This is a genomic window from Qipengyuania flava (assembly GCF_011762005.1).
Taxonomy (GTDB): Bacteria; Pseudomonadota; Alphaproteobacteria; order Sphingomonadales; family Sphingomonadaceae; genus Qipengyuania; species Qipengyuania flava.
The window spans coordinates 410,379-434,838 of the sequence record NZ_JAASQU010000002.1 but is presented as its reverse complement, the minus strand read 5'-3'; the positions used below and the strand labels follow the sequence as shown (position 1 = coordinate 434,838).

General features: G+C 65.0%; 27 protein-coding genes and 1 pseudogene. 11 read left to right on the top strand and 17 right to left on the bottom strand.

The features are described 5' to 3' along the window. The first annotated feature begins 13 nt into the window (after window positions 1-13). The 3 genes from FHS69_RS08755 to FHS69_RS08745 all read left to right on the top strand — a co-directional run bounded on the left by FHS69_RS08755 (window position 14) and on the right by FHS69_RS08745 (window position 1,591). Window positions 14-829, top strand: coding sequence for an undecaprenyl-diphosphate phosphatase (locus FHS69_RS08755; RefSeq protein ID WP_166777386.1), 816 nt, complete (start codon window positions 14-16; stop codon window positions 827-829). A gap of 86 nt (window positions 830-915) precedes the next feature. Further along, complete coding sequence (locus FHS69_RS08750; RefSeq protein WP_067465625.1) at window positions 916-1,170, top strand: GlsB/YeaQ/YmgE family stress response membrane protein; 255 nt, start codon at window positions 916-918, stop codon at window positions 1,168-1,170. Window positions 1,171-1,324: 154 nt separating this feature from the next. After that, a complete protein-coding gene (locus FHS69_RS08745; RefSeq protein WP_067465628.1) occupies window positions 1,325-1,591 on the top strand; it encodes a hypothetical protein in 267 nt (88 codons plus the stop codon). Between the two features lie 64 nt (window positions 1,592-1,655). Here the strand turns inward: FHS69_RS08745 and phhA are convergent, their stop codons facing one another. Beyond that, the gene (phhA, locus tag FHS69_RS08740; protein WP_151885068.1) at window positions 1,656-2,609 is read right to left on the bottom strand and encodes a phenylalanine 4-monooxygenase; all 954 of its coding nucleotides are present in this window, start codon (window positions 2,607-2,609) and stop codon (window positions 1,656-1,658) included. A 59-nt stretch (window positions 2,610-2,668) separates the two neighbouring features. Here phhA and ppk2 point away from each other — a divergent pair, with 59 nt between their 5' ends. Further along, window positions 2,669-3,439 carry a polyphosphate kinase 2 gene (gene ppk2 / locus FHS69_RS08735; protein WP_166777385.1) on the top strand — a complete coding sequence of 257 codons (771 nt, stop codon included), beginning with the start codon at window positions 2,669-2,671 and terminating at the stop codon, window positions 3,437-3,439. Between the two features lie 42 nt (window positions 3,440-3,481). On the opposite strand, the gene FHS69_RS08730 is transcribed toward ppk2, so the two are convergent. The 6 genes from FHS69_RS08730 to FHS69_RS08705 all read right to left on the bottom strand — a co-directional run bounded on the left by FHS69_RS08730 (window position 3,482) and on the right by FHS69_RS08705 (window position 8,665). Then, on the bottom strand, window positions 3,482-4,336 hold the full coding sequence (locus tag FHS69_RS08730; protein WP_166777384.1) for an HTD2 family dehydratase: 855 nt from the start codon (window positions 4,334-4,336) through the stop codon (window positions 3,482-3,484). Further along, window positions 4,336-5,568 (bottom strand): acetyl-CoA C-acetyltransferase, encoded by a 1,233-nt coding sequence (locus FHS69_RS08725; protein ID WP_166777383.1) that lies wholly within the window; start codon window positions 5,566-5,568, stop codon window positions 4,336-4,338. Before FHS69_RS08725 ends, FHS69_RS08730 begins: the two co-directional genes overlap by 1 nt. Further along, entirely contained in the window at window positions 5,565-6,812 is a 1,248-nt protein-coding gene (locus FHS69_RS08720; RefSeq protein WP_166777382.1) for a CoA transferase, read from the bottom strand. Before FHS69_RS08720 ends, FHS69_RS08725 begins: the two co-directional genes overlap by 4 nt. Window positions 6,813-6,814: 2 nt before the next feature. Continuing rightward, entirely contained in the window at window positions 6,815-7,999 is a 1,185-nt protein-coding gene (locus FHS69_RS08715; protein WP_243844602.1) for an acyl-CoA dehydrogenase family protein, read from the bottom strand. Further along, window positions 7,992-8,270 (bottom strand): hypothetical protein, encoded by a 279-nt coding sequence (locus FHS69_RS08710; RefSeq protein WP_166777093.1) that lies wholly within the window; start codon window positions 8,268-8,270, stop codon window positions 7,992-7,994. The genes FHS69_RS08715 and FHS69_RS08710 overlap by 8 nt, the downstream gene beginning before the upstream one ends. 107 nt (window positions 8,271-8,377) lie before the next feature. Continuing rightward, the gene (locus FHS69_RS08705; RefSeq protein ID WP_067500137.1) at window positions 8,378-8,665 is read right to left on the bottom strand and encodes a hypothetical protein; all 288 of its coding nucleotides are present in this window, start codon (window positions 8,663-8,665) and stop codon (window positions 8,378-8,380) included. Between the two features lie 120 nt (window positions 8,666-8,785). Between FHS69_RS08705 and recQ the strand changes: the two genes are divergently transcribed. From recQ to FHS69_RS08675, 6 genes and pseudogenes are all read left to right on the top strand, one after another. Further along, entirely contained in the window at window positions 8,786-10,555 is a 1,770-nt protein-coding gene (gene recQ / locus FHS69_RS08700) for a DNA helicase RecQ (protein WP_166777381.1), read from the top strand. Between the two features lie 90 nt (window positions 10,556-10,645). Beyond that, window positions 10,646-11,565: pseudogene (locus FHS69_RS08695) on the top strand (SPFH domain-containing protein). Between the two features lie 22 nt (window positions 11,566-11,587). Beyond that, window positions 11,588-11,779, top strand: coding sequence for a type II toxin-antitoxin system antitoxin (locus FHS69_RS08690; protein WP_166777380.1), 192 nt, complete (start codon window positions 11,588-11,590; stop codon window positions 11,777-11,779). A gap of 1 nt (window position 11,780) precedes the next feature. Further along, a complete protein-coding gene (locus FHS69_RS08685) occupies window positions 11,781-12,752 on the top strand; it encodes an alpha/beta hydrolase (RefSeq protein ID WP_166777379.1) in 972 nt (323 codons plus the stop codon). Continuing rightward, entirely contained in the window at window positions 12,749-13,012 is a 264-nt protein-coding gene (locus FHS69_RS08680) for a hypothetical protein (protein WP_166777378.1), read from the top strand. Before FHS69_RS08685 ends, FHS69_RS08680 begins: the two co-directional genes overlap by 4 nt. Before the next feature lie 27 nt (window positions 13,013-13,039). Continuing rightward, window positions 13,040-14,056 carry a right-handed parallel beta-helix repeat-containing protein gene (locus FHS69_RS08675; RefSeq protein WP_243844601.1) on the top strand — a complete coding sequence of 339 codons (1,017 nt, stop codon included), beginning with the start codon at window positions 13,040-13,042 and terminating at the stop codon, window positions 14,054-14,056. Here FHS69_RS08675 and FHS69_RS08670 read toward each other — a convergent pair. The 8 genes from FHS69_RS08670 to pabB form a co-directional block, all read right to left on the bottom strand. Continuing rightward, window positions 14,034-14,549, bottom strand: coding sequence for a GNAT family N-acetyltransferase (locus FHS69_RS08670; RefSeq protein WP_166777377.1), 516 nt, complete (start codon window positions 14,547-14,549; stop codon window positions 14,034-14,036). The two genes, FHS69_RS08675 and FHS69_RS08670, sit on opposite strands and share 23 nt — an antisense overlap. Beyond that, window positions 14,546-15,565 (bottom strand): GTP cyclohydrolase II, encoded by a 1,020-nt coding sequence (ribA, locus tag FHS69_RS08665; RefSeq protein ID WP_166777376.1) that lies wholly within the window; start codon window positions 15,563-15,565, stop codon window positions 14,546-14,548. Before ribA ends, FHS69_RS08670 begins: the two co-directional genes overlap by 4 nt. Window positions 15,566-15,612: 47 nt before the next feature. After that, window positions 15,613-16,404 carry an exodeoxyribonuclease III gene (gene xth / locus FHS69_RS08660; RefSeq protein WP_166777375.1) on the bottom strand — a complete coding sequence of 264 codons (792 nt, stop codon included), beginning with the start codon at window positions 16,402-16,404 and terminating at the stop codon, window positions 15,613-15,615. A 294-nt stretch (window positions 16,405-16,698) separates the two neighbouring features. Continuing rightward, complete coding sequence (locus FHS69_RS08655; RefSeq protein WP_067500122.1) at window positions 16,699-17,361, bottom strand: LolA family protein; 663 nt, start codon at window positions 17,359-17,361, stop codon at window positions 16,699-16,701. Window positions 17,362-17,444: 83 nt separating this feature from the next. Further along, window positions 17,445-17,612 carry a 50S ribosomal protein L33 gene (gene rpmG, locus FHS69_RS08650; RefSeq protein ID WP_050601641.1) on the bottom strand — a complete coding sequence of 56 codons (168 nt, stop codon included), beginning with the start codon at window positions 17,610-17,612 and terminating at the stop codon, window positions 17,445-17,447. A gap of 117 nt (window positions 17,613-17,729) precedes the next feature. Then, window positions 17,730-18,134: an alternative ribosome rescue aminoacyl-tRNA hydrolase ArfB gene (gene arfB / locus FHS69_RS08645; protein ID WP_166777374.1), complete on the bottom strand. Its 405-nt coding sequence runs from the start codon at window positions 18,132-18,134 to the stop codon at window positions 17,730-17,732. Then, the gene (locus FHS69_RS08640; protein ID WP_166777373.1) at window positions 18,135-18,797 is read right to left on the bottom strand and encodes an RluA family pseudouridine synthase; all 663 of its coding nucleotides are present in this window, start codon (window positions 18,795-18,797) and stop codon (window positions 18,135-18,137) included. Then, the gene (gene pabB / locus FHS69_RS08635; protein WP_166777372.1) at window positions 18,794-20,605 is read right to left on the bottom strand and encodes an aminodeoxychorismate synthase component I; all 1,812 of its coding nucleotides are present in this window, start codon (window positions 20,603-20,605) and stop codon (window positions 18,794-18,796) included. The genes FHS69_RS08640 and pabB overlap by 4 nt, the downstream gene beginning before the upstream one ends. A gap of 113 nt (window positions 20,606-20,718) precedes the next feature. Here pabB and FHS69_RS08630 point away from each other — a divergent pair, with 113 nt between their 5' ends. Beyond that, on the top strand, window positions 20,719-22,293 hold the full coding sequence (locus FHS69_RS08630; RefSeq protein WP_166777371.1) for a helicase HerA-like domain-containing protein: 1,575 nt from the start codon (window positions 20,719-20,721) through the stop codon (window positions 22,291-22,293). Here the strand turns inward: FHS69_RS08630 and FHS69_RS08625 are convergent. Continuing rightward, complete coding sequence (locus tag FHS69_RS08625) at window positions 22,290-23,714, bottom strand: ATP-binding protein (RefSeq protein ID WP_166777641.1); 1,425 nt, start codon at window positions 23,712-23,714, stop codon at window positions 22,290-22,292. The two genes, FHS69_RS08630 and FHS69_RS08625, sit on opposite strands and share 4 nt — an antisense overlap. Beyond that, on the bottom strand, window positions 23,714-24,451 hold the full coding sequence (locus FHS69_RS08620; protein WP_067465685.1) for a response regulator: 738 nt from the start codon (window positions 24,449-24,451) through the stop codon (window positions 23,714-23,716). Before FHS69_RS08620 ends, FHS69_RS08625 begins: the two co-directional genes overlap by 1 nt. Window positions 24,452-24,460 lie beyond the last annotated feature (9 nt).

Here is a 24,460-nt window from a genome sequence, read left to right as displayed (position 1 = left end):
GGGGCCTCCCGCAATGAACGACTACCTCACCGCGATTTTCCTCGGCATTGTCGAGGGACTCACCGAATTCATTCCCGTTTCCTCGACGGGGCACCTGATCCTGGCGACCGAACTGTCGGGCGCGGATCCGGACGAATGGGCGATGTTCAACGTGGTGATCCAGCTGGGGGCGATTCTCGCGGTGGTCTATCAGTACTGGGGCACCTTCTGGTCGGCGGGCATGGGCGTGCTCAGGCGCGAGCGCGAAGGGCTGATGTTCGCGCGCAACATCCTGCTCGGTTTCCTGCCCAGTGCAGTGATCGGCTTCGCGCTCTATGAAAGCTTCGAGGCCATGCTCGGCAATCCGGGTATCGTTCCCTGGGCGCTGATCATCGGCGGTTTCGCGATCATTGCGATCGAACGCACCGCCAAGCCGCGCGACGAGGGGCGCGGCGTCGCCGAACTGCCCTTGGGGAAGGTGCTCGCAGTGGGTTTCGCCCAGTGCCTCGCGATGGTCCCCGGCGTCAGCCGTTCGGGCGCGACCATCATGGGAGCGCTCGCCATGGGCATCAATCGCAAGACCGCGGCCGAATTTTCCTTCTTCCTTGCCGTGCCGACCATGATCGGGGCGAGCACGTTGGAAATCTTCACCAAGTATGACGAGCTGATGGCCGGAGCGACACGCGTCGGCTGGGACGAGATTGCAGTCGGTTTCGTGGTCAGCTTCGTCGTCGCGCTGGTCGTGATCCGGGCCTTCGTCGCCTATGTCAGCCGCAGCGGTTTCACGCCTTTCGCCTGGTACCGCATCATTGCCGGATCGGCCGCGCTGGCCTGGCTCACTTTCGCCTGAAGCGTGCCATCGAACACGACGGAACCCGGAACTTTTGTCCCACGCGCGGTTTATTGCCAGTGAGTGAAATACGAAGGTTGTAATCGATGGGTTTGCTGATCCTCCTTGTCGTGGGCGCCCTGTTGGGCTGGTTGGCGACGATCATTCTGCGCATCGAGGATGGACGCAGCATTCTCGCCAATGCGCTGGTTGGCGTGCTCGGTTCGCTGATTGTCGGCGCGATCGCTGGCAATGGCGCGGTGTTCGGCACGGTCAGCGGCGTTGCCCTGCTATGGGCGGTGCTTGGCTCGGTCGTGGCGATCGGCCTGTTCAACCTTGTTCGCCAGCGCGCCTATCGCTGACGCGGCACTCCCACGCGGTTCATCGCAAAGGTAGTAATGTGCGGGAACCGAGTGTATTCCTGCCCGTTCATCACATTCTCGCCGCATTTGGACATCCAGCGGCGCGAACCCGCGCCGGTTGGCGGCGCTTTAGAAAGGTCTAAGGGGAAACATAATGAAATTCACCAAAGCCACTCTCGTTGCTTCTGCCGCTGCCATGAGCCTCGGCCTCGCCGCCTGCGACGGCCCCACCGAAGAAGCCATGGAAGACACTGGCGAGCAGATGGAATCGGAACTGGACGCCCAGGCTGAAGCCATGGAAGACGCCGGCGCACCCGAAGCCGAAGTCGAAGCCATGGAAGACAAGGCCGACGCGGTCGAAGATACCATGGAAGAACAGGCCGACACGGTTGGCGAAGAAATGGACGGCAACGAGATGTAATCTCGCTTCCGCGATATTTTCGAGAACGGCCCCGGAGCGATCCGGGGCCGTTTTCATATCCGGCTCAGACCGGTTGCGCGCCGCTGCCGCGCCCGCCCCGCAGCGTGTATTCCAATGTGCCGCGATGCACCACATTGTCGACATCGATCACCGCCGTGTTGGCATAGGTGAATCCCGCTCCGAGATTGCGATAAAGCCGGTCGAAATCGCGCTCCACCGTCTGGCGATAGAGATCCTCGAAGCTCTCGATCACAAAATAGGTCGGTTGCAGGTCGCTGATCACGTAATCGGTGCGCATGACGCGGTCGACATTCAGCATGATCCGGTTGGGGCTTTGCGCCTCGGTGGCGTAGACGACTTCGGTCGGACCCGAGAGGATGCCCGCGCCATAGGCCTTGATGCCGTCGGCTTCCTGCAGCAGTCCGAATTCGACCGTGTACCAGTAGAGCGACCCAAGCGCCTTCAGCCGGTTGTACCGCATCGCCTTCCACCCGGCGCGGCCGTATTCCTGCATGTAATCGGCATAGACCGGATCGGTGAGCATCGGAACATGGCCGAACACGTCGTGGAAGACATCGGGTTCCTGGATGTAGTCGAAGGTTTCACGCGTGCGGATGAAATTGCCCGCGGGGAAACGCCGATTGGCAAGGTGCCAGAAGAAGACGTGATCGGGAATGAGCATGGGCACGGGCACCACGCTCCAACCCGTCAGTGCGCCGAGATCCTCGGACAGCTTGGCGAATTCGGGTACGCCGCTGCGGCCCAGATCGAGCTTGTCGAGCCCGGCCATGAAAGCGCTGGCCGCGCGACCGGGCAACACGCGCATCTGACGTTCGAAAAGGTCGTGCCAGATGGCATCGTCCTCGCTCGAATAGACGGTCTGCTTCGGTTCGAGCCAGTCCTCGCCAAGATGCTCAGGGCGCTGGAGCGGTGCGGTGAAAACGTCTTCGGGCAGGTCGGGCAGGCGGGTGAAGTCCTGTTCGCCATCCGCTTCGGTTGGGTGCGTAAGTGTAGCCATATCGTTCCGACTGATACTATCAATGCGGCGGGCACACAAACGATGGGAGTTGCTGCGCGATGAAACGCAAGCAATATGAGACGGCGATGGCGCCGATGCGCGAACAGCTGGTGGCGATGGCGCGCTGGGCGCGAGTCACCGGACAGCGCATCGTGGTGTTGTTCGAAGGGCGCGACACCGCGGGCAAGGGCGGCGCGATTCGCGCGGTTTCCGAAAAGCTCAACCCGCGCCAGTGCCATATTGTCGCGCTGGCGAAGCCCACCGAGGCGGAGCAGACGCAATGGTATTTCCAGCGTTACGTCCAGCACCTGCCCAGCGCCGGCGAAATCGTGCTGTTCGACCGCAGCTGGTACAATCGGGCGGGTGTGGAGAAGGTCATGGGCTATGCCGAGGAACCTCAGGTGTCGCGCTTTCTCGAACAGGCGCCGCAATTCGAGAGGATGCTCGTCGACGACGGCATATTGCTGTTCAAATACTGGCTGACGACCGATCAGGCGTGCCAGGAAGAGCGGTTGCGCGAACGGCTCGACGATCCGCTCAAGCGCTGGAAGCTATCGCCGGTCGATCTTGCCGCGCGCGAGCGCTACGACGCCTATACCGAGGCGCGCGAGGCGATGCTCACGGCGACGCATAGCGATTGGGCGCCGTGGACACTGGTCGATTTCAACGATCAGAAACGCGGCCGTCTGACCCTGGTCCGCGATATGCTGGATCGGCTGCCCAACACCGAAGTGCCGCCACCGGAGATCGATTTCCCGCCTCTCGGCCGTCAGCCTAGGGCGGAACGCTATTCGGTGCTGCAGCCGATTGCTAATTATCCCCTGGGATAGCCTTCGCGCGACCTGCAGGTGCGGCGTGGCCGCCGACGAGAGCTAGGCCAGCGTAGCCGACGCCTTGGTCACCTGCCGTCCATCATCGGCGAAGGCCGCGATTGCGATCGCCTCATCCGTTCCGCGCAGTACGAGGTGCAAAGGTTCATTGGCGACCGCCGGGCTCAATCCGCGAAAGCTGAACGTGGCCAGCCGATTCTCGCCAAACCGATCGGCCGCCAGTTGCAGCAGCAGGCTGGCGGTCAGCGGTCCGTGAACCACCAGCCCGCGATAACGTTCGATGTCTCGTGCATAAGGCGCATCGTAGTGAATTCGGTGGGTGTTGAAGGTCAGCGCCGAATAGCGGAACAGAAGGCGCTCGTCGGGTAGGAGAACGCGGTGGCTGTCCCAGGCGGTGGGATCGAAGCGGCCCTCGCCGGGTTCGGGGGGCGACAGCTTCGCATCATTGGCGAGGGCTTCGAGATAGACCGCGGTCTGCCGTTCGCTGACAGCCAGTTCGCCATCTGCGCTGGTCTCGTGATCGATCTCGACGAAAACCATATCGCCGCGGTTCCCCGACTTGGGAGTGATCGAAACCACCCGGCTGACGCGTTCAATGCCCGCGCCGACGGCGATGGGCCTGTGGAACCGGATCGCACTCGACGCCCACATGCGCCGCGGAAGCGGAATCGGCGGGAGAAAGCTGGCCGGCTGGTCTTCGCGCAGCGGGTGCCCATCGGGGCCCAGCTGCGCGGTCGGAGCCTCCGGCGTGCAGAGGCAGAAATGAATGCCCTGCGGCATCGCAGCCGAAGCCGGGGCGCCGCGATCGAAGGTCGCGTGCCAACGAGTCGCGAGCGCGGGATCGAGCCGGTCGACCGCACGCTGTTCGCGGCCAATCCATTCGCCCCAATCGGCCATCAGGCCGCGCGTTCGAAGACTGCGGCCATTCCCTGTCCGCCGCCGATGCACATGGTTTCAAGGCCATACCGCACCTCGCGCCGCTGTATTTCGTGCGCCATGTCGGCGAGTATGCGGATACCGGTCGCACCGATGGGATGGCCGAGCGAAATGCCCGAACCGTTGACGTTGACCAGCTCGCGGCGGCTGTCGTCGGCGGCGAAGCCCCAACCTTTGAGCACGGCAAGCGCCTGCGGGGCGAAGGCCTCGTTCAACTCGATGAGGCCGATGTCGTCCCAACCCAGTCCGTTGCGCGCGAAAAGTCGCTCCACTGCGGGAACGGGGCCGATGCCCATGCGGCTGGGATCGCAGCCCGCTGCGCTCCACGAATGGAACCACAGGATCGGTTCGAGCCCGAGTTCCTCGACCTTGTCTTCGGCGACGACGAGGCAGCCTGCAGCAGCATCGTTCTGCTGGCTGGCATTGCCCGCGGTGACGATGGCGTCGGGATCGCGCTTGAGATCGATCGCACGCAGCGCCCCGAGCGTTTCCATGCTGGCATCGGCGCGGAAGCCCTCGTCCTGTGCGAAGACGACGGGGTCGCCCTTGCGCTGGGGAATTTCGACCGCGACCAGCTGTTCGTCGAATTTCCCCTCTTCCCAGGCGCGTGCCGCATTCTGGTGGCTGCGCACCGCGAAGGCATCGGCTTCCTCGCGGCTGATCTCGTAATCCTTGGCGAGGTTCTCGGCGGTCTCGATCATGCCGGTGATGATGCCGTAGCGCTCGATCGGCTGGCTCATCAGGCGGCCGCGGGTCAGCCGGTCCCACAACACCATGTCGCCCATTCGCGCCCCGTTGCGCGCCTTCGTGGTGTAATGCTCGACGTTGGACATGCTCTCGACCCCGCCCGCGAGGACGCAATCGGCGACGCCGGTCTGGACCATCATCGCTGCAGTAGCGACCGCCTGGAGACCCGATCCGCAACGCCGGTCGAGCTGGAAGCCGGGGACCTCCTCGGGATAGCCTGCGGCAAGCCAGCTCCAGTGGCCGATCGCCGGAGCCTCGCCGCTGCCATAGCCCTGGCTGAAGACGACGTCGTCGACCCGCGCCGGGTCGATCCCGCTGCGTTCGACGAGCGCCTTGATGATCACCGCGCCGAGCTGGCCGGCTTCGAGCGGTGCGAGGCTGCCGAGAAATCGCCCGACCGGGGTGCGCAGGGGCTTGCAGATGGCGACGCGGCGAAGTGAGGTCATGCGGAGTGTTCCTTGTCCGACAGGCGGGCGATATCGCGATCGACGAGCTTGCCGATCGCGCCGGAGGAAAGGCCGAGCCGGTCGGCAAGGACTTCTTCGGTATGCTGCCCGAGATAGGGTGCCGGCGCGGGAGAACCCGCGGCGCGATCCGGGATATTGGCGAAGCTGCGGGTCGCCGGGTAGGCGAAGCCGCTGGGATTGGCGGGCGAGGGACCGAACAGCGGGTTGTCCGCAACGAGTTCGGGATCATTCGCCGCTTCATGCATCGTGCGGTAGCGTTCGAACGTGGTTCCTTGCGCTGCGAGGCTGGCGGACAACTCGTTCCAGTCCATCGCATCCGCACGTTCCTGGAACAGCGCGAACAGGCGGTGGCGATGTTCGAAGCGCGGCCGGTCGCCATCGGCGAAGCGCACCCCCAGCTCAGTTTCCAGCGCGGCGATCCGTTCCGCGATACCGAATGCAGCGACGAGGCCGTCCCATTGCTTGGCGGTCAGCGCCGCGACCATGAACCGCACTCCGTCGCGGCTGCGGAAGTCGCGGCCGAATGCGCCCCAGATGGCATTGCCCAGCCGTTCGCGATCGCCGCCGCGATAGAGCATCTCGGCCATCGCACCGCTATTGGCCATGGTGCCGATCGCGACATCGCCCAGTGGCACGCGGACCTCACTACCCTTGCCGGTGGCATCGCGGTGGCGCAGGGCGGCGAGCAACGCGAAGGCGCAATAGGCGCCGGTGATGAAATCCCATGCAGGCAGCACCTGGTTGACCGGCGGCGCGGTCGCCATGTCCCAGTCTTCCGGTCCGCACATGAGCGGATAACCGCTGGCGGCATTGACGGTGAAATCCATTGCCTGGCGCCCGTCGTGCCAGCCCATGATACGCACGCTGACCAGTTCGGGCGCGCTTTCGGGTTGCTTGGTGGCGATGGCGTCGTGACCGAGGAAGCTCTTCTCGGGCAAATTCGTGATGAGATTGCCCGTATTGGCAGACAGCGCGACCAGCAGTTCGCGGCCTTCGCCGCTGCGCAGGTCGAGCGCGACCGACTTCTTCGCGCGGTTGAGATTCTCCCAGCTGAGGCTGCGGCCCTGCTCGGTCAGCATGTAGCGGTCGTAGTCGAGCCCGCCCGCCTTGTGATCGACGCGGATCACCTCGGCGCCCAATTGCGCGCAGTAGAGGCCGGCGGTGGGCGAGGCGACGAAGCTCGAGGCTTCGATGATGCTCAGTCCGTCGAGAAGCTGGTACACGCTCAGACCCCCGCCGCGTAATCGCGCAGCATGTGCTTGGCGATCTGCAGTTGGAGGATCTGCGTGGTGCCTTCGTAGATGCGATAGATGCGCGCATCGCGGAAGAAGCGTTCGGCGTCGTATTCGGCCAGATAGCCCGCCCCGCCATAGATCTGCACCACCCGGTCGACCACGCGGCCGCACATTTCGGAGGCGAAGACCTTGAAGGCCGCGGCGTGCTTGACCGTGTTCTCGCCGCGATCGACCCGCGCGGTGACATCGGCCATCATTGCTTCGGCCGCGTAGATTTCGGTCCAGCTTTCGCTGAGCATCTGCTGGATGAGCTGGAAATTGGCGATCGGCTCGCCGAATGCCTGTCGCTCATTGGCATATTTCAGCGCCGAATCGAGCGCCCGGCGGGCATAGCCCGTGCTTGCCGCGCCGACCGATATGCGACCATTGTCGAGGCTCATCATCGCAAAGCGAAAGCCCTTGCCGGTCTCCCCGCCGAGCAGGGCTTCGCCCGGTACATGCACGTCGTCGAGCATCACGTCCGATATGTGGCTGCCCGACTGGCCCATCTTCTTGTCGGGACTGCTGGTCGACATTCCCGGCGTATCCATCGGTACGATGAAGGCGCTGACATGCGCGTTCTTGGGCAGCGCGTCCTTTTCGGTGCGCGCCATGATCAGCGCGACGTCGGCGTGCGGCGCGTTGGTGATGTAGCGCTTGGTTCCGTTGAGGATCCAGCCGTTGCCATCCGGGTCGGGGCGCGCGGTGGTCGCCATGGCGGCGCTGTCGGACCCCGAGCCGGGCTCGGTTAGGCCGAAGCAGGCGATTTCGCCGGCAGCGATGCGCGGCCACCATTCGGCCTTCTGCGCATCGGTGCCGCCGTTCTTGATCGCCGAATTGAACATCCCGACATTGATCGAGAAGATCGAGCGATAGGCGGGGGCGGCATAGGCCATCGTCTTCACGACCTTGGCATATTGCGTCGTATTGAGGCCGGCGCCGCCGAAATCCTCGGGCACGGTCAGGCCGAACAGGCCCATTTCCTTCATTTCCGCGACGATCTCGTCGGGAATGCGGTCATTGGCGATGACCTCCGCTTCCGCCGGGATCAGCCGTTCGCGGACATAACGTTCGAGCTGCTCGAGAAACTGGTCGAAGGTCTCGGCATCCATGCCGGGGGCGGGGGTCTCACTCATCGGGAAGCTCCATGCTTACAGGTCCGCCGGTTTCTTCGGCCTCGGCGCCAGCGGGCAGGGCGCCCGTTCCATCGGGCTGCGGTGACTCTTCGCCGGGCAGCACACCCGCGGGCAGGCGGCGCTGCTCGATCATGGCCGCGGCGGCGTCGAGCGCTTCGGCCTCGCTGGGCGAGACCTGCTCCACTGGCGGCACCGGATCCGCATCATCGGAACAGGCGGCCAGCGTGCCGAGTGCGAACAGCGCGGCGAAGGGCAGAGGGACTCGGATCATGCGCGCACCAGGTTATGCGCAGCCGCACGCAGCGCCAAGGACGCTACGGCGCGGCGATACGCGGACCGGCAGGAAACGGGCGAGCCGAAACCCGCCCGCAGTACGGATCAGTTGGCGTCCTGCGCCATCGCGTCCATCGCCGCGGCTGCCGTATCGGCAGCGGCATCTCCGGCTTCCTGGATCTGCGCTTCTTCAGCCGGTGCCATTGCTTCGGGCTCGGCCGCTTCGGCACTGGCGGCAGGATCTTCGACGGGCATTTCCTCGACGTCGGTCAGCGCTTCGTCCGCGGTCATTTCGACCGTGTCGGCTTCGGCTTCGAGCGAGGCGTCTTCGCTGCTGCCGCAGGCGGCAAGCGCGGCGGTGGCTGCAACGGTCAGGGCAAGACGGAATTTCATGGCTACTCTCTCCAATGTTCAAATCTTCGCTGCGGATAAAGCGCATGCGCGGGGCACGGGGCAAGGGGAAAATCGCCGTTCGACGGTTGCACGGGCAATTGCTTCTGTCATCAGGCTGGCATGAGCAGCATCGCAGGCGCATTTCCCGTGCTGAAGGACGTCTTCGGCTTCGACGGCTTTCGCGGTCGGCAGGAAGAGGTGGTCGCGCGGGTGCTCGACGGACGATCGACGCTGGCGGTCATGCCGACGGGAGCGGGCAAGTCGCTCACCTATCAATTGCCCGCCGTCATGCGCGAAGGCACCTGCGTGGTCATCAGCCCACTGATCGCGCTGATGCACGACCAACTGCGCAGCGCACGCGCCAACGGTATTCGCGCCGCCACGTTGACCAGCGCGGATGCAGATTGGCGCGAAACGCAAGACGCCTTCCGCGCGGGCGCGCTCGATTTGCTCTATGTCGCACCCGAACGCGCGAGCCAGCCAGCCTTTCGCGAATTCCTGAGCAGCGCGCCGCTCTCGCTGTTCGCGATCGACGAGGCGCATTGCGTATCGGAATGGGGGCACGACTTCCGGCCCGATTATCGCTTGCTGCGCGGAATGCTCGATGCCTTTCCGCAGGTGCCCCGGCTGGCGCTGACTGCCACCGCCGACAAGCAGACCCGCGCCGATGTCATGGCGCAGCTGGGCATCCCGGAGGACGGGCTGGTCCTTGCAGGTTTCGACCGGCCCAATATCCGCTACGCGATCCGCCATCGCGACAATCCGGTGCGGCAGTTGACCAGTCTGATGGCGGGCGAGCCGGGCCCAGGCATCGTCTACGCGCAGACCCGTCGCAAGGTCGAGGAGCTGGCGGAGAAACTCGCTGCGGCGACCGGGCGATCGGTCCGGCCCTATCATGCCGGTCTCGATCCCGAAGTGCGCGCCGCCAACCAGGCGGCCTTCGTCGCTTCGGAAGAGATGGTGATCGTCGCGACGGTCGCGTTCGGCATGGGGATCGACAAACCCGATGTGCGCTTCGTCGCGCATGTCGGCGTGCCCAAGTCGATCGAAGGCTATTATCAGGAAACCGGGCGGGCGGGCCGCGACGGGGATCCTTCGCAGGCGGTCATGTTCTGGGGCGCGGGCGATTTCGCGACCGCGCGCCAGCGGTTGGCGGAGGTGGACGAGGCGCGGCGCAATTCCGAACGCGCGCGTCTCGATGCGCTGGCGGGGCTGGTGGAAACCGCCGAATGCCGCCGCGCGGTTCTGCTGCGCCATTTTGGCGAGCATCCTCCCGCGAGCTGCGGCAATTGCGACAATTGCCTCGAACAACCGGGCGTCACCGATGTCACCGAGCTGGCGCGCAAGTTGCTTTCCGCGGTCTACCGGACCGGGCAGAGCTTCGGGATGGGCCATGTCCAGAAGGTGTTGACCGGCAACGAAGACGAGCGCGTGCGCCAGCGCGGGCACGACCGGTTGAGCGTGTTCGGGATCGTCGAGGGCGACGAGGCACGATTGCTGCAACCGCTGTCGCGCGCGCTGCAGGCGCGCGGCGACCTGGTGGCGACCGAGCATGGTGGACTGGCGCTGGGCGGGTCCGCGCGCGCGATCCTCAAAGGCGAAAGCAGCGTCGAGATCGTCATTCCCCCCAAGCGCCAGCGCGGCCGCCGCAGCGATGCTACGCCCAACCCGGTCGGCGATCCGCTGTTCGAGGCGCTGCGTGCGCTGCGCAAGGAGCTGGCCGAGGAAGCACAGGTTCCGCCCTATGTGATCTTTCACGATTCGACCTTGCGCGAAATGGCGGCAGCCCGTCCCGCATCGCTGGGAGACCTGGGCCGGCTGCCCGGGATCGGGGCCAAGAAGCTCGACGCATATGGCGAGCGCTTTCTCGAGGCGATCGCCCGCAATTGAGACCGGTTTGACGACGCGCCTCCTGCGATATAAATATGATATCATAATTGTATCGAGGAGCGATTCGCCATGGCGGTTGATTTGAAGGGTATGAAGACGAGCACCGAGAGCCCCGGCTCGACTTTCAGCGGCTACCCGGTGCTCGCGGCAATCCTGGTCCTGCTGATTCTGATAGGCTGGAACATTGCGGCAAGCCTGCCGATGCACGGGGCCGACAAGGCCGAAAAGCTGGTCTTCGTCGGCCTGCTCATCCTGCCGATCCTTGCGCTCGCATTCCTCTCGGCCGGGTTCTTCATGATCCAGCCCAACCAGGCAGCGGTCATCACCCTGTTCGGCGATTACCGGGGCACCGAGCGGCGCGAAGGCCTACGCTGGGTCTGGCCGTGGATGGGCAAGGACAAGATTTCGGCGCGTGCGCACAACATCCATTCGGAGCGCGTGCGCACAACATCCATTCGGAGCGCGTGAAGATCAACGACTTGCGGGGCAATCCGATCGAGATCGCCTGCAACGTCGTGTGGCGGGTGGCCGACACCGCGCAGGCGAGCTTCGATGTCGACGATTACAAGGAGTTCGTGAACATCCAGATCGAGGCCGGTCTTCGCACCGTAGGGTCGCGCCATCCCTATGACGATTTCGAGAATGAGGAGGTGACGCTGCGCGGCAGCGCGGACGTCATCAATCGCGAGCTGCTCGAGGAGCTCAACGACCGGTTGCGCGTCGCGGGGATCGTGGTCGACGAAGCGGGGCTGACGCATCTCGCCTATGCCAGCGAAATCGCCAGCGCGATGCTCAAGCGGCAGCAGGCTGATGCAATCATCGCTGCGCGCGCCAAGATCGTGCTCGGTGCGGTGGGCATGGTCGAAGATGCCCTGACCAAGCTGGCGCAGGACGAGATCGTCGAACTCGACGACGAACGGCGCGCCGCGATGGTGTCCAACCTGATGGTCGTGCTGTGCGGCGAGAAAGACGCGCATCCCGTCATCAATGCAGGTTCGCTCTACCAGTAGTGCGCAGCCGAGGTTTGGTCCGATGACGAAGAAGGCCTTCGCCCTGCGGCTCGATCCGGCGGTTCACGCCGCGGTCGAGCGCCTCGCAGCGAGCGAGTTGCGCAGCGCCAATGCGCAGATCGAAATGCTTCTGCGCGAGGCATTGGCAAAGCGCGGGATCGAGGTGCCTGTTGCGAAGCCGCCCAGGCGCGGCCGACCCAAGAAGGGGGAATGAGATGCCACGACTGAGATCACTGACGCTAATTGCTGCGCTGTTTGCAGGCCTCGCTGCGCCAGCATCCGCACAGCAAACGCTCACCGCTCCGGGGCCGGAGGGCGAACTTGCAGGTACGCTGGTTACGCCCAAGCCCGATCATCCGCTGGTGCTGATCATTCCGGGATCGGGCATGACCGACCGCGATGGCAACAACCCGCTCGCGGTCACCGCGGCGCCCTATCGCCTGCTTGCGGATGCGTTGCAGCAACGTGGCATCGGGACGCTGCGGATCGACAAGCGCGGCATGTTCGGCAGCAAGACAGCGACCGCCGATCCCAATGCCGTGACGATCGCGGATTATGTCGCGGATACGGCGAGCTGGATCGAATCGGCGCGCGCGCAATTCGCGATCGATTGCGTCTGGCTGCTTGGCCATAGCGAGGGCGCGATCGTGGCGCTGGCCGCGGCGCAGGAACTCGACAATCTGTGCGGGGTGATCCTTGTTACGGCACCCGGGCGGCCCATGGGCACGGTGCTGCGCGAGCAATTGCACGCCAACCCCGCAAACGCCCCGCTGCTCGAGGGTGTCGATGCGGCGATCGCGCAACTCGAGGCCGGGAACCGGGTCGATGTCGAGTCGCTTCACCCGCTGCTGGGCCGCTTGTTCGCGCCGACGGTGCAGGGCTTCATGATCGATCTGATGGCGCATGATCCCGCACAGCTCGCGGCTGCCACGGACGAGCCGCTGCTGATCGTACACGGCGGCAACGATCTGCAGATCGGCGACGCCGACGCCGCAGCATTGCGTGCAGGCGCGCCCGATGCCGAATATGTCGAGATCGATGCGATGAACCATGTGTTCAAGGAAGTGCCGGCCGACGACCCCTTCGCCAATCGCGCCAGCTATGCGGACGCGTCGCTCCCGGTCGCGCCGGCGCTGGTCGAGGCGGTCGCCGAGTTCGTCATGCGACCGCGAGGGGAAGAGAATTGAGCCGCAAGGACGACAAGGCATGGCTCGCACCCAAGCGCTACGGATATGGTGCGGGGCTGCCGGTCGCTTGGCAGGGCTGGGCCCTGCTGGCTGGCTACATCGTGATGATGCTGGGCTGCGTCGTGCTGGTCGAGTGGGACGCGGAAATCGGCTTGCCCATGGCGCTTGTCGTCGGATTGCTGGCCACGCTCCTGCTGGGGTGGGTCGCGGCGGCCAGGACACGCGGCGGCTGGCGCTGGCGCTGGGGTGGCGATAGATAGCGCTGACAGATCGACGGAGTTAGCGCGATGTTAACCATCAAGTCCTATGCAATTACCATGGTTTCGCCCTTCGTCCCTCCGGCCTCGCGTCTGCCACGCTGGCTTCTGGCCAGTGTAGCGCTCGTCGCTGTTGGGGCCATTCCCGTCGCCGCCCTGCTCGCGCAGAACGGGCCAAGTGCAAGCTTCACCGTCGCGGAAACCGGCCGCGGCTATGGCTCGCTGCAGGCGGCAGTCGATGCGATCGGCGATCGCGAAGGCACAGTGGTGATCGCGCCGGGCAATTGGAACGAGTGTGCGGTCCAGCGCGAGGGGGTGGTTCATTTCCGTGCCGCGGAAGCGGGCCGTTCGCTGCTTGGCGGGAAAGCGTGTGAAGGCAAGGCAGCCCTGGTCCTAAGAGGGCGCGGTGCCAGCGTGGAAGGCCTCGTCTTCGCCGATCTTGCGGTAGAAGACGGCAATGGCGCGGGCATCCGCCTCGAGGAAGGCCCGCTGCGCGTTTCGCAGAGCTGGTTCCGCGACAGCCAGCAGGGCATCCTTACCGCCAATGGTGTCGACAGCGAGCTGGTGGTCGACAAGTCCACCTTCACCCGGTTGGGCACTTGCGAATATTCGGGCGGCTGCGCGCATTCGATCTACGCCGGCGATTACGGCAGCGTCACCGTCACCCGCACGCGCTTCGAACAGGGCACCGGCGGACACTATCTGAAGTCACGCGCCGCGCGGATCGTGGTCGAAGATTGCAGCTTCGACGATGCCAATGGCAATGGCACCAACTACCTGATCGATCTGCCCAATGGCGGCAACGGGGTGATCCGCGGCAACTGGTTCGTGCAGGGACGCGACAAGGAAAACTGGTCGACGATGATCGCGATCGGAGCCGAGGGCGCGCGCTATTCGTCCGACGGGTTGATCATTGCTGAAAACGATGCCCGGCTGGCCCCGGGCCTGACGCGCAACCCGTCCTTCGTGGCGGACTGGACCGGCGATGCGCTGGTGATCGAGAACAATCGTCTCGGACCCAATATCAGTCCGTTCGAGAGCCGCTGAACGCGGGCGCGAAGGCGACTTCGCCTGCTGGCGTTGACCCCTCGAACGACAGGCACTGGAAATAGTCCGCCGGTGCGCCGGAGTAACGCAACGCCGGATCGTTCTCGAAGCCGAACCGCGAGTAATAGGCCGGGTCCCCCAGCACCACGAGCCCGTGTGCGCCGCGCGCCTGCATATCGGCAATGCCCCGCTTCGCAAGCGCCGAACCGATGCCCTGTCCATGCAGCTCGGGAAGCACGCTGAGCGGGGCGAGGCCGTACCAGCCGGTGGCACCTCCGGCGATCGTGACGGGAGAAAAGGCGATATGGCCTACGATCCGTTCGGCATCCTCCGCCACCAATGACAAGGCAAGGTCGCCATCCTCGCGCAAGCGGGCTGGGAGATGCTGTTCGTCGCCATCCGCAAAGGGCATGCCCAGGAACGCGGTCTCGATCACGGCATGGATCGCAGCCGCATCATCCGGGCTTTCGGGACGGATCGCGATTGCGCTCACAGGAGATGGCCCGACCGATCGCGCTTGGTCGCGAGGTAATGCGCATTGTGCGGATTGTCGGGCAGCGCGTGCGCTACGCGCTCGGTCACGGCAACCCCCTGCGCTGCCAGCGCTTCGACCTTGGCGGGATTGTTGGTCATCAGCCGGATCTTCTCGATCTTGAGCAATTCGAGCATCCGCGCCGCAGTGGGGAAATCACGCGCCTCGTCGGGCAGCCCCAGACGGGTGTTGGCATCGACCGTGTCGAAGCCCTGGTCCTGCAAGCGATAGGCCCGCAGCTTGTTGATAATGCCGATACCGCGGCCTTCCTGGCGCATGTAGAGCAGCACGCCCCACCCGCCTTTGGCGGCCTCGTCGGCCATGGCATGCAGCGCCGCGTCGAGTTGCGGGCCGCAATCGCATTTGAGGCTGCCGAGCACGTCTCCGGTGAGACATTCGGAATGCAGCCGGACAAGCGGCGTCTGTTCGGCCCTCTGTTCGCCGATGATCAGCGCGACGTGTTCGCGCGTGTCGTTGGGGCTGCGGAAAGCGACGATGCGCGCATCCTGCGAAGCCACGACCGGCAGTTTCGCCCGCGAGGCGATCTGCAGATGCGCTGCATCGGTGAACGAATCGACATCGCGCGCGTTCAACGCGACGGGTTCACCCGCACCTTCTGGCGCGACCATGAAGGCGGGCAGGATCCCCGCGATGCGCGCCAGTTCGAGCGCGGCACGGGCCTGTGTCTCCCACCCCAGGGACAGCGCCTTGAACGGACCCTTGAGCGGGTTGGCTATGTCGAGCGCCGGATCGGCCACCGCCAGCGCGGCGGGCAGATCGAACGCGTCGGCGCCGCGCATCAGCACCGGATGGCGCGGGACCGCGGCCTCGATCTGGTTTGCAAGCTTGAGCGTCGCAGCACGCGTCGCGGACAGCAGCATGCTCTCGGCAGCGAGCTCGCCGAATGCGGTTTCGACCGGTTGCAGCAATGGCGCGCCGTCGATCGCCAGCGGCCAGCCGTGGCGCAGAGCGTCCACTGCCTGCGCGGCGCGCCGCGCGGGGCTGGCAACAGGCGCGGGCTCCCTCAGAGCGCGAACTCCGTCACCAGGGGCACATGGTCGGACGGTTTCTCCCAGTCGCGCGCATATTCGTGCACCGAATGCGCCTGCGCCTCGCGGGCCAGTTCGGGGCTGGCCCACATATGATCGAGCCGGCGTCCGCGATCGTTCACTTTCCAGTCCTTCGAGCGATAGCTCCACCAGCTGTAATAGCGCTCGGGCGCCTTGATGTGCTCGCGTCCGATGTCACTCCAGCCATGCGCGTCCATGAAGCGCTGCAGGCTCTCGACCTCGATCGGCGTGTGGCTGACCACCTTGAGCAATTGCTTATGGTTCCAAACGTCGCTTTCGAGCGGGGCGATGTTGAAGTCGCCGACGATCAGCGTCGGCCGGTCGATCGCATCGGCCCAGCGGGTCATGCGTTCGAGGAAGTCGAGCTTCTGGCCGAACTTGGCGTTGATCTCACGATTCGGTTCGTCGCCCCCTGCGGGAACATAGACGTTCTCGACGATCATGCCCTGATGATCGGTCAATTCGACACCGACATGGCGCGCCTCGCCATTGTCCTGCCAATCGTGACGGCTGAACTCCCTGAGCGGGGTCTTCGCGACGGTCGCTACGCCGTGATAGCCCTTCTGCCCATGGACCGCGAAATGCTCGTATCCGAGCGCGCGAAACGCCTCGTAGGGGAACTGGTGCTCCTGGCACTTGATCTCCTGCAGGCACAGCACGTCGGGCGCCTGCTCCTCGATGAAGCGCTCGACAATGGGCATGCGCAGGCGGACGGAATTGATGTTCCAGGTAGCGATAGAAACCATGCGGGGGCTTTAGGTCGCTTGCCGCGTCGCAGCAAGCATGCACCCGCGCGGCGCGAGGCGGCTTTGCCTGCGCATCGGATACAAAAAACCCCCGTGCCGGGGGCATTGGCACGGGGGTTTCCTGTGAGCGTTCGTCACGCCTAGAACGAGATGAACCAGGTCGAGGGGGTCAACAGGGGGGAAACCCGCCTCGTGTCGTCTCGTAGATTGAAAATTACGCCCGTTTCGATTGCTCGTCTATGAACGTCGGGAAGCGGGGCGTCGCACACAGCCCACCGCTCGTCGCGGAGCCGTTCAACCCGGGCGACGGGACGATCGGCGCGGATCGCGGAAGGTGAATGCGCTGTCGGCCACGGCCACCCCGTAGCGCTGGTTGGCGAGCCTTACCGTGGTGCGGTGATTCTGCGAATCGAGCGCGACCCAATGCGTCAGCCGCAACCCGCCGGGGGCCGAGGCGTCGCGCGCGAAGATCAACGTGATCACGCCGAATTCGGGGCGTTTGGTGTCGCGCACTTCGACGCTGACGACATCGGGGTGGCCGGTAGGGACCAGCTTGCCGTAACGTTTCACGTCGCGGCTGGGATCGAGCAGCGCGCCGAGGGGCGAATTGCTGATCGGCCAACGCTGGACCTGGCTGACCTCGTAATCGACCATGTACATCGACTTGCCGTTCGACACGATGAGCATGGGCACGCCCTTTTCGTATTCGAAGCGGATCTTGCCCGGACGCTTGAGCGTCATCACGCCGCGCACGCTCTGGCCGCTGCGGTCGGTCTGGACGAAGTCGGCCTTCATCGTGGAAATGCCACGCAATGCGGCCACCGCACGATCGAGATCGCCCTGCGCCGCCACTGCGGGGGCGGGGGCGAGGATGGCGGATGCGGGAAGCGCCGCGGCCAGCGTAAGAGCCAGCGCGGCGCGGATCGAGGTTTTCGATTTCGAAGACAAGATGCTCATGCTCCTGCGTTTAGGGTCGGAGCATTGAACCATCACTGAACCTGCTGCGTTCCCGCGGTTCAGCCAAACCAGCCGGAGCGGGCTTACTTGATCTTCGCTTCCTTGAATTCGACGTGCTTGCGAGCAACCGGATCGTACTTGCGGAAGGTGAACTTTTCCGTGTGGTTGCGCGGGTTCTTCTTGGTCACGTAATAGAAGCCCGTATCGGCGGTCGAGACGAGCTTGATCTTGACGGTTGCGGGCTTCGCCATGGCGTGTTCCTAAAGATCTGAAAGGGGCCGACGGGGCCCGAAAAAACAAGGGCGGCGCGTACAGCACCGCCGTTCCGGCGCGCCCATTGGGCGATTCACACGGGAAAGTCAAGCGTCCTACCAGTCGACTTTGCCGCGTTTGGCCTTCACGTCGCCGCGTGCTTTCTTGGCCTTCAGCCGCTTGACCTTGCCCACCCGGTTGACCCGGCTTTTCTTGCGTTTGCGCGGAGGCGTCAGCGCATCGGTTAGCAGCGCCACCAGCCGTTCGCGCGCCGCTTCGCGGTTCTGGTCCTGCGTGCGGTATTCGTTCGCGGTCAGCACGATCTCGCCGCCCTTGGTCAGCTTGCTGCCCGCGAGCTCCTTCAATCGCTCGAACGCTTCGGGCGGCATCCCCAGGCGAAAGACGTTCACGCGCAGCTGGACGGCGGTGGCCACCTTGTTGACGTTCTGCCCGCCGGGGCCCGAAGAGGCGAGGAACTTCTCTTCGGCGATGTCGAGCGCAGTGTCGGCGATGTGTCCCATTCAGCCGTGATCATCCGCAAACCCCAGCGCGGTGAAATCGCGTGGCAGCGGCGCAGTGGCAGAGACCGGCGGCTTGCCGTCGCGCGGGACACTGAGAGCAGCGGCATGGAGCATGGTGCGCGGCGCGCCTTTCCCGTTGCCATAGACCGGGTCGCCCAGCAGCGGCATGCCCAGCCCGGCTTGGCAATGAACGCGGATCTGGTGCGTCCGCCCCGTCTCGGGGCGGAATTCGAGCAATGCACGGCCATCGATCTCGTGCAAGACGCGCCAATGCGTAATCGAGGGCTTGCCCTTCCTTGCCGCGATCATCCGCCAGCCCTTTTCCGCACTGCTGATCTTGGACAACGACAGTGCGATCGTCCCTTCGCTGTCTGCCGGTACCCCGGACAGCACGCCGAGATAGCGTTTCTCGACCACGCGATCCTCGAAGCATTTCGCAAACCGCTTGAGCGCCTTGGGGTTGCGCGCAAGCAGCAGGCAGCCGCTGGTGTCGGTGTCGATCCGGTGTACCGGGACGGGCGCGCGCTGGAAGCCGAGCTTGAGCGCTTCGAAATGGTCTTCGAGGCTGCCGCCGCCGCGGCGCGGGCGTTCGATCGGCAGACCGGCGGGTTTGTCGATCACCAGCGCCTCGCCGTCTTCGAACAGGATCGGGATATCGGTCATGCGGTCAGTTTCGCTTCCATCATGAGGCGGAGGGAATTGCCGAGCAGGAAGCCGCCCTCCAGATCTTCGATCCGCAGTTCGGCTTCGCGCGCGCGGCCCTCGTCGAGCAGCGTCTGGCGATAAACGCCGGGCAACAGGCCAAGCGTAGCGGGAGGTGTGAGCAGCACGCCATCGCTGCCGCGTACGAAGATATTGGTGACGCATCCCTCGGTCAGCAAGCCGTCTTCGCGCACGAACAGGGCTTCCTGCGCGCCATGCGCGCGCGCGATGCGCTGCGCATCCTCGTAGAAGCCGCGATCGCTGGTCTTGTGTCGTAAACGCCAGTCGCCGGGATCGACTGGCAGCGGCATGACGATGCAGCGCGCCGGTTCGTCCCACGGACCGGGCAGGTCATGCGCTTCCAAGGCGATCGCGCCCGAACGCGCGGCCAACAACCGGACCCGGCTCGGCTTCTCGAGCACGAAGCACAGCGCGTGCAACTGGTTGCGCGCCTCATGACGATCGAAGGAAAAGCCGAGTTCTGCGGCGCTCGCCTTCATTCGCAGCAAGTGAGTTTCGAGAAAAGGGATGCCTGTCTCGGGGGTGAAGCGCATGGTCTCGATCAGATTGAATTGCGCCGCGCCGTGCTCGGGCGAACTGCTGCGGGCAAAGGCGCCCTTGAGCAGCGCCTCGCGCCATTCGGTGCGCGGTTCGCTGTCGGCGACGATCGCGCCACCGACGCCCAGCACTGCCTTGCCGCGGCCGTTCTCGATCTCGGTCAGGCGCAGCGTTCTGATAGCGACATTGAATGCCGCATTGCCATCGGCGCCGATCCTCCCAATCGCGCCGCAATAGGGGCCACGCGGATCGCGCTCGACAGCGTCGATCAGTTCCATTGCGCGAATTTTGGGCGCGCCGGTGATCGAGCCGCAGGGAAACAACGCGCGCACCAGATCGAGCGCGTTCGCATCGTCCTTCAGCCTAGCGCGCACCACGCTGACCATCTGATGGACGGTTGGATAGCTTTCGACGGCAAAGGGTTCGTCCACGCGCACGCTGCCGGCATCCGCGACGCGCGCCAGATCGTTGCGCATGAGGTCGACGATCATGAGGTTCTCCGCCCGATCCTTGACCGATGCGGCAAGCTCCCCGGCCAGCGCACGATCGAGCTCGGGCTCGCTCGCCCGTGGGCGCGTGCCCTTCATCGGCTTGGCCTTGGCTTCATTGCCTTTGAGCGACACGAACAGTTCGGGGCTCAGGCTGAGCAGCCAATGCGAACCGTCGAACACCACCCCGCCATAACCTGCCTGCGCCGCGGGACGCAGCGCACCGTAAAGCGCGAGCGGATCGCCCGTGAAGTTGCCTGCCAGCGGAAGGGTAAGATTGGCCTGGTAGATATCGCCCGCGGTGATCGCCTGCTGCAGACTGGCGAAGGCCTGGGCATAGCCACCGGGCGAAACCTGCGGTTCGAGCGGGCCAATTCCGGCGCGGCCTTCGGCATGACCCGCGAGCCATTCGGGCATGGCGCTGGCCGCGATCCGCAGGGGCTGGTCGAACAACCCCAGCCAGACCAGCGGGCCTTGGCCACCGACGCGGCGGTCGGCAAGCGGCGCCAGCCTGGGTTCGAGCGCGAGCCCCGCCTCATAGCCGATATAGCCTGCCAGTTCGCCACCCTCGCGCCGCGCCGCATCGGCCGCGGCGAGCACATCGGCCACTTGGTCGGCGCGATACGCGACGAATGTCCGCTGCGGGTTTTCGAACAGCAATGCGTCGGCCGCGCCGCTTTCGCGGGCATCATCGAGCAGGACAAAGGGACGCCGTTCCGCCATCGCCCGCAGCCTTTACCGCAAGCGCCGCGCCTGTCGAGGGATAGCTTGACCGCACCCACAAGGCTGCGCCACACCGCCGGCCAGCTATCATCCACCGGGAGCGGGCACGACACATGGGCGAAATCTTTCTGGGCCTCGGCGCGAATGGCGAAAACCAGCACCTCCGGCTTGGCCAGGCCAATCGGCACGGCCTGATTGCCGGGGCAACGGGGACCGGCAAAACCGTCACGCTGCAGGGGCTGGCGGAAAGCTTCTCGGCTGCGGGCGTTCCCGTCTTCGTCGCCGATGTGAAGGGGGATCTGGCGGGCATTTCGATGGCCGGTTCGCCGCAGTTCAAACATGCCGACAAGCTCGAGGGACGCGCAAAGCAACTCGGCATGGACGATTATGCCTATGCCGATAACGCCGCTGTGTTCTGGGATCTCTATGGCGAGCAGGGCTTCCCGATCCGGACCACGATTTCGGAGATGGGCCCGCTGCTGCTCGCCCGCCTGCTCGATCTCAATGACACGCAGGAAGGCGTGCTCAACATCATCTTCCGCTATGCCGACGATAACGGACTGTTGCTGCTGGACCTGGGCGACCTGCAGTCGATGCTCGCCTTTGCCTATGAAAACGCCAAGGACATGTCGGGCAAATACGGCAATGTCTCGAAGCAGAGCGTCGGTGCGATCCAGCGCCAGCTGCTCAGTTTCGAAAGCCAAGGCGCGGACATGTTCTTCGGCGAGCCCGCACTGGAGATCGACGACTTCCTCGCGGTGGACGATCAGGGCCGCGGGGTCATCAATGTGCTCGCAGCCGACAAGCTCATGCGTGGGCCCAAGCTCTACGCCACCTTCCTGTTGTGGCTGCTGGCGGAACTGTTCGAGACGCTGCCCGAGGTGGGCGATCCCGAGAAACCCAAGCTGGTGTTCTTCTTCGACGAGGCACACCTCCTGTTCGACGATGCACCCGAGGCGCTGGAAGACACGGTCGAGCAGGTCGTCAGGCTTATCAGGTCAAAGGGGGTGGGCGTCTTTTTCGTCACGCAGAACCCGATCGACATTCCCGAGAAGATCGCCGGCCAGCTGGGCAATCGCGTTCAGCATGCGCTGCGCGCCTTCACCCCGCGCGACCAGCGGGCGATCAAGGCCGCGGCGGAAACCTTCCGCATCAATCCCGATCTCGACGTCGCCGAGGCGATCACCGAACTCAAGGTCGGCGAGGCTCTTGTTTCGACGCTGGACGAAGACGGCGCACCGACAGTGGTCCAGCGGACGCTCATCAAGCCACCGCGGTCGCGGCTTGGCCCGGTCACCGAGAAAGAGCGCAAGATCGTCAATTCGGTGAGCGAGCTCGACGGCAAATATGATACCGCGGTCGATCGCGAGAGCGCCGAAGAGGTGCTGGCCGCGAAGGCTGCCGATGCCGCGGAAACCGCCGCCGAGGTCGAGGAGAAGGGCGAAAAGGAGGTGCGCAAGCGCCGCCGCAAGACCACGTCCCTGTGGGAGCGGGCTGGGAAGGCTGCGGCGGGCGCTGCGGCGAGCAGCGCGGCATCGATCATCGCCGCCAAGGTCATGGGAAAAAAGAGCCGAGCCAATCCCGTGCGGACAGCGGCTACCTCGGCTGCTGGAACCATCGCCAGCGAATTCGGCGGTAGCATCGCCGGCCGGTTCGTCCGCAACCTCGTCGGCGGATTGATGCGCTAGAGCGGGATCCTGATTTCCGCGCGCAGGCCACCGGTCGGGCGGTTCGCCAGCACCAGCGATCCGCCATGCTGTTCGGCGACTGCGCGGGCCAGCGTCAAACCGAGCCCCGCGCCGCCGGTTTCGCGATTGCGGCTCGCCTCCCCACGAGTGAAGGGCTCGAGCATGTCGTGGATCCGTTCTTCGGGAATGCCCGGCCCGTCGTCGTCGACGCGCAGCACCGCGTTCTCGCCCTCGCGCAAAACGGCGACTTCGGCCGAACCGGCATAGCGTAGCGCATTCGTAACGAGGTTGCGCAGGCCACGCTTGAGCCAGGTCAGGTGAACGGGAGTAGCCACGCGCTCGCCCTCGCTCAACGTCACCGGTTGGCCCATATCCTCGAATTCCTCCATGACGGATGCAGCCAGCGCGCCGAGCTCGGTCATTTCGGGAGTGGCGTCGCTGCGGCCGATGCGCGCAAGCGAGAGGATCTCGTCGAGTGTGCGCGTGATGTCCTCGATAGTTGCGGCCATCTTGGTGCGCGCGTTATCGTCCTCGACGCTTTCGATCCGCACTCGCAAGGCGGCGAGCGGTGTTTTGAGGTCATGTCCGATCGCGCCGAGCATGACGTCCTTCTCGTCGAGCATCGAACCGATCCGGGCCTGCATCGCATTGTGCGCGTCGATCAAACGCCGGACATCATCCGGACCGCTCGCAGCAAGCGGCTCCTCGGGCGCGCCGGCGCTGCCGAAACGGCGCGTGCGTTCGGCCAAAGTAGCCAGTGGGCGGGTGATGCGGCGGAGCACGAAATAGAGGAGTCCGACCAGCACAAGGAACTGGATGAGCGTCTGCAACAGCAGCGTGCCGACCAGCCCGCGGTCGCGCGGAGGGACAGCGATGCGGGCGACCTGCCAGTCGGCCTCCCCCTGCTGGCGCAGGCCCACGACGAGCAGTTCGTGCGGCGCATTGCGCAGGCGCTGCCGCCAGGCAGGGCTGGCGTCCTCGAGGCTTGCGATCAGAGGATCATCGCGCAGGCTGCGCTCGATCGCGATCACCTCTGCGACGGATAGTCCCTGTCGCTCGAGCTGCTGGGTGATGGCCGTTTCCCGCGCCGCATCGCGCTCATCGCCCGGCTGCAACGGGGTGGCAGTGGAATTGGTAAAACGGATGCTGCGGGGGAGGCGAATGATGGGTGCATCGTCGATGGCACCGCGTCCGCCGCGCGGGCGCGGGGGGCGAACGCGGAGTTCGCGGTCCGGTCCGCCGCGCGCCTCGCGCCGCTGCCCGACCAGGAGCTGAAAGCTGGCAGCACTCGAAAGTGCGAATTCGCGGCGTTCGGAGGCCGCGCGATAGAGCATCACTGCCGAAATCGCCTGGGCAATGAGCAGTGCTGCGGCAAGCGCCAGCATGACCTGACCAAGCAGGCTGCGCGGGAGAACGCGCATCACGAAGCGTCGCTTCGCGCGGTGCGCGTGACATCGGCGCCGAAACGGTAGCCGCCGCCGCGCACGGTCTGGATGAAGTACGGGTTGCGGCTGTCGGCCTCGATCTTGCGGCGCAGCCGGCTGACCTGGTTGTCGACCGCGCGATCGAAGAGATGCGCTTCGCGCCCCTGCACCATGTCGAGCAGACGATCGCGGTCGAGCACCTGCCGTGGATGGTCGCAGAATGCGCGCAGCATGCGGAACTCGGCAGTCGATAACGGCACCAGCGCGCCGTCCGGATCGATCAGGCGGCGCTTCAGTGGATCGAGTTGCCAGCCTTCGAAAGCGTAGAACAGCTCTTCTTCGGGTGCGATGGCAGGGCGTTCGGCGCGACGCAGGACCGAACGGATGCGCGCGACCAGTTCGCGCGGTTCGAACGGTTTCGTGACATAATCGTCGGCGCCGATCTCGAGCCCGATGATGCGGTCCATCGCTTCACCCTTCGCGGTGAGGAGGATGGTGGGCAGACCACGGCTTTCAACGAGATGACGACAAAGCGAAAGGCCGTCCTCGCCGGGCATCATGATGTCGAGCAGCGCGAGGTCGGGGCTTTCCTGCGCCAGGAGTGTGCGCGCCTGCGCCGCGCTTTCGGCCTCGCGCACGGCGAACCCCTGGCGGACGAGATACTCCGCCAGGGGTTCACGCAGGCTGCGTTCGTCGTCGACGAGCAGGATGGAAGTGGGCGTGGGTTCGGTCATGATCGATCC

Coding starts and splice junctions, on each gene's coding strand:
- recQ (WP_166777381.1), top strand. CDS start 8,786: ATGAGCAGCATCGCAGGCGCATTTCCCGTGCTGAAGGACGTCTTCGGC.
- FHS69_RS08725 (WP_166777383.1), bottom strand. CDS start 5,568: ATGACCTCACTTCGCCGCGTCGCCATCTGCAAGCCCCTGCGCACCCCG.
- FHS69_RS08710 (WP_166777093.1), bottom strand. CDS start 8,270: ATGATCCGAGTCCCTCTGCCCTTCGCCGCGCTGTTCGCACTCGGCACG.
- FHS69_RS08715 (WP_243844602.1), bottom strand. CDS start 7,999: ATGAGTGAGACCCCCGCCCCCGGCATGGATGCCGAGACCTTCGACCAG.
- FHS69_RS08690 (WP_166777380.1), top strand. CDS start 11,588: ATGACGAAGAAGGCCTTCGCCCTGCGGCTCGATCCGGCGGTTCACGCC.
- pabB (WP_166777372.1), bottom strand. CDS start 20,605: ATGGCGGAACGGCGTCCCTTTGTCCTGCTCGATGATGCCCGCGAAAGC.
- FHS69_RS08620 (WP_067465685.1), bottom strand. CDS start 24,451: ATGACCGAACCCACGCCCACTTCCATCCTGCTCGTCGACGACGAACGC.
- phhA (WP_151885068.1), bottom strand. CDS start 2,609: ATGGCTACACTTACGCACCCAACCGAAGCGGATGGCGAACAGGACTTC.
- FHS69_RS08655 (WP_067500122.1), bottom strand. CDS start 17,361: ATGAGCATCTTGTCTTCGAAATCGAAAACCTCGATCCGCGCCGCGCTG.
- FHS69_RS08750 (WP_067465625.1), top strand. CDS start 916: ATGGGTTTGCTGATCCTCCTTGTCGTGGGCGCCCTGTTGGGCTGGTTG.
- FHS69_RS08630 (WP_166777371.1), top strand. CDS start 20,719: ATGGGCGAAATCTTTCTGGGCCTCGGCGCGAATGGCGAAAACCAGCAC.
- FHS69_RS08640 (WP_166777373.1), bottom strand. CDS start 18,797: ATGACCGATATCCCGATCCTGTTCGAAGACGGCGAGGCGCTGGTGATC.
- FHS69_RS08685 (WP_166777379.1), top strand. CDS start 11,781: ATGCCACGACTGAGATCACTGACGCTAATTGCTGCGCTGTTTGCAGGC.
- FHS69_RS08745 (WP_067465628.1), top strand. CDS start 1,325: ATGAAATTCACCAAAGCCACTCTCGTTGCTTCTGCCGCTGCCATGAGC.
- rpmG (WP_050601641.1), bottom strand. CDS start 17,612: ATGGCGAAGCCCGCAACCGTCAAGATCAAGCTCGTCTCGACCGCCGAT.
- FHS69_RS08730 (WP_166777384.1), bottom strand. CDS start 4,336: ATGGCCGATTGGGGCGAATGGATTGGCCGCGAACAGCGTGCGGTCGAC.
- FHS69_RS08755 (WP_166777386.1), top strand. CDS start 14: ATGAACGACTACCTCACCGCGATTTTCCTCGGCATTGTCGAGGGACTC.
- xth (WP_166777375.1), bottom strand. CDS start 16,404: ATGGTTTCTATCGCTACCTGGAACATCAATTCCGTCCGCCTGCGCATG.
- FHS69_RS08705 (WP_067500137.1), bottom strand. CDS start 8,665: ATGAAATTCCGTCTTGCCCTGACCGTTGCAGCCACCGCCGCGCTTGCC.
- arfB (WP_166777374.1), bottom strand. CDS start 18,134: ATGGGACACATCGCCGACACTGCGCTCGACATCGCCGAAGAGAAGTTC.
- ppk2 (WP_166777385.1), top strand. CDS start 2,669: ATGAAACGCAAGCAATATGAGACGGCGATGGCGCCGATGCGCGAACAG.
- FHS69_RS08625 (WP_166777641.1), bottom strand. CDS start 23,714: ATGCGCGTTCTCCCGCGCAGCCTGCTTGGTCAGGTCATGCTGGCGCTT.
- FHS69_RS08675 (WP_243844601.1), top strand. CDS start 13,040: ATGTTAACCATCAAGTCCTATGCAATTACCATGGTTTCGCCCTTCGTC.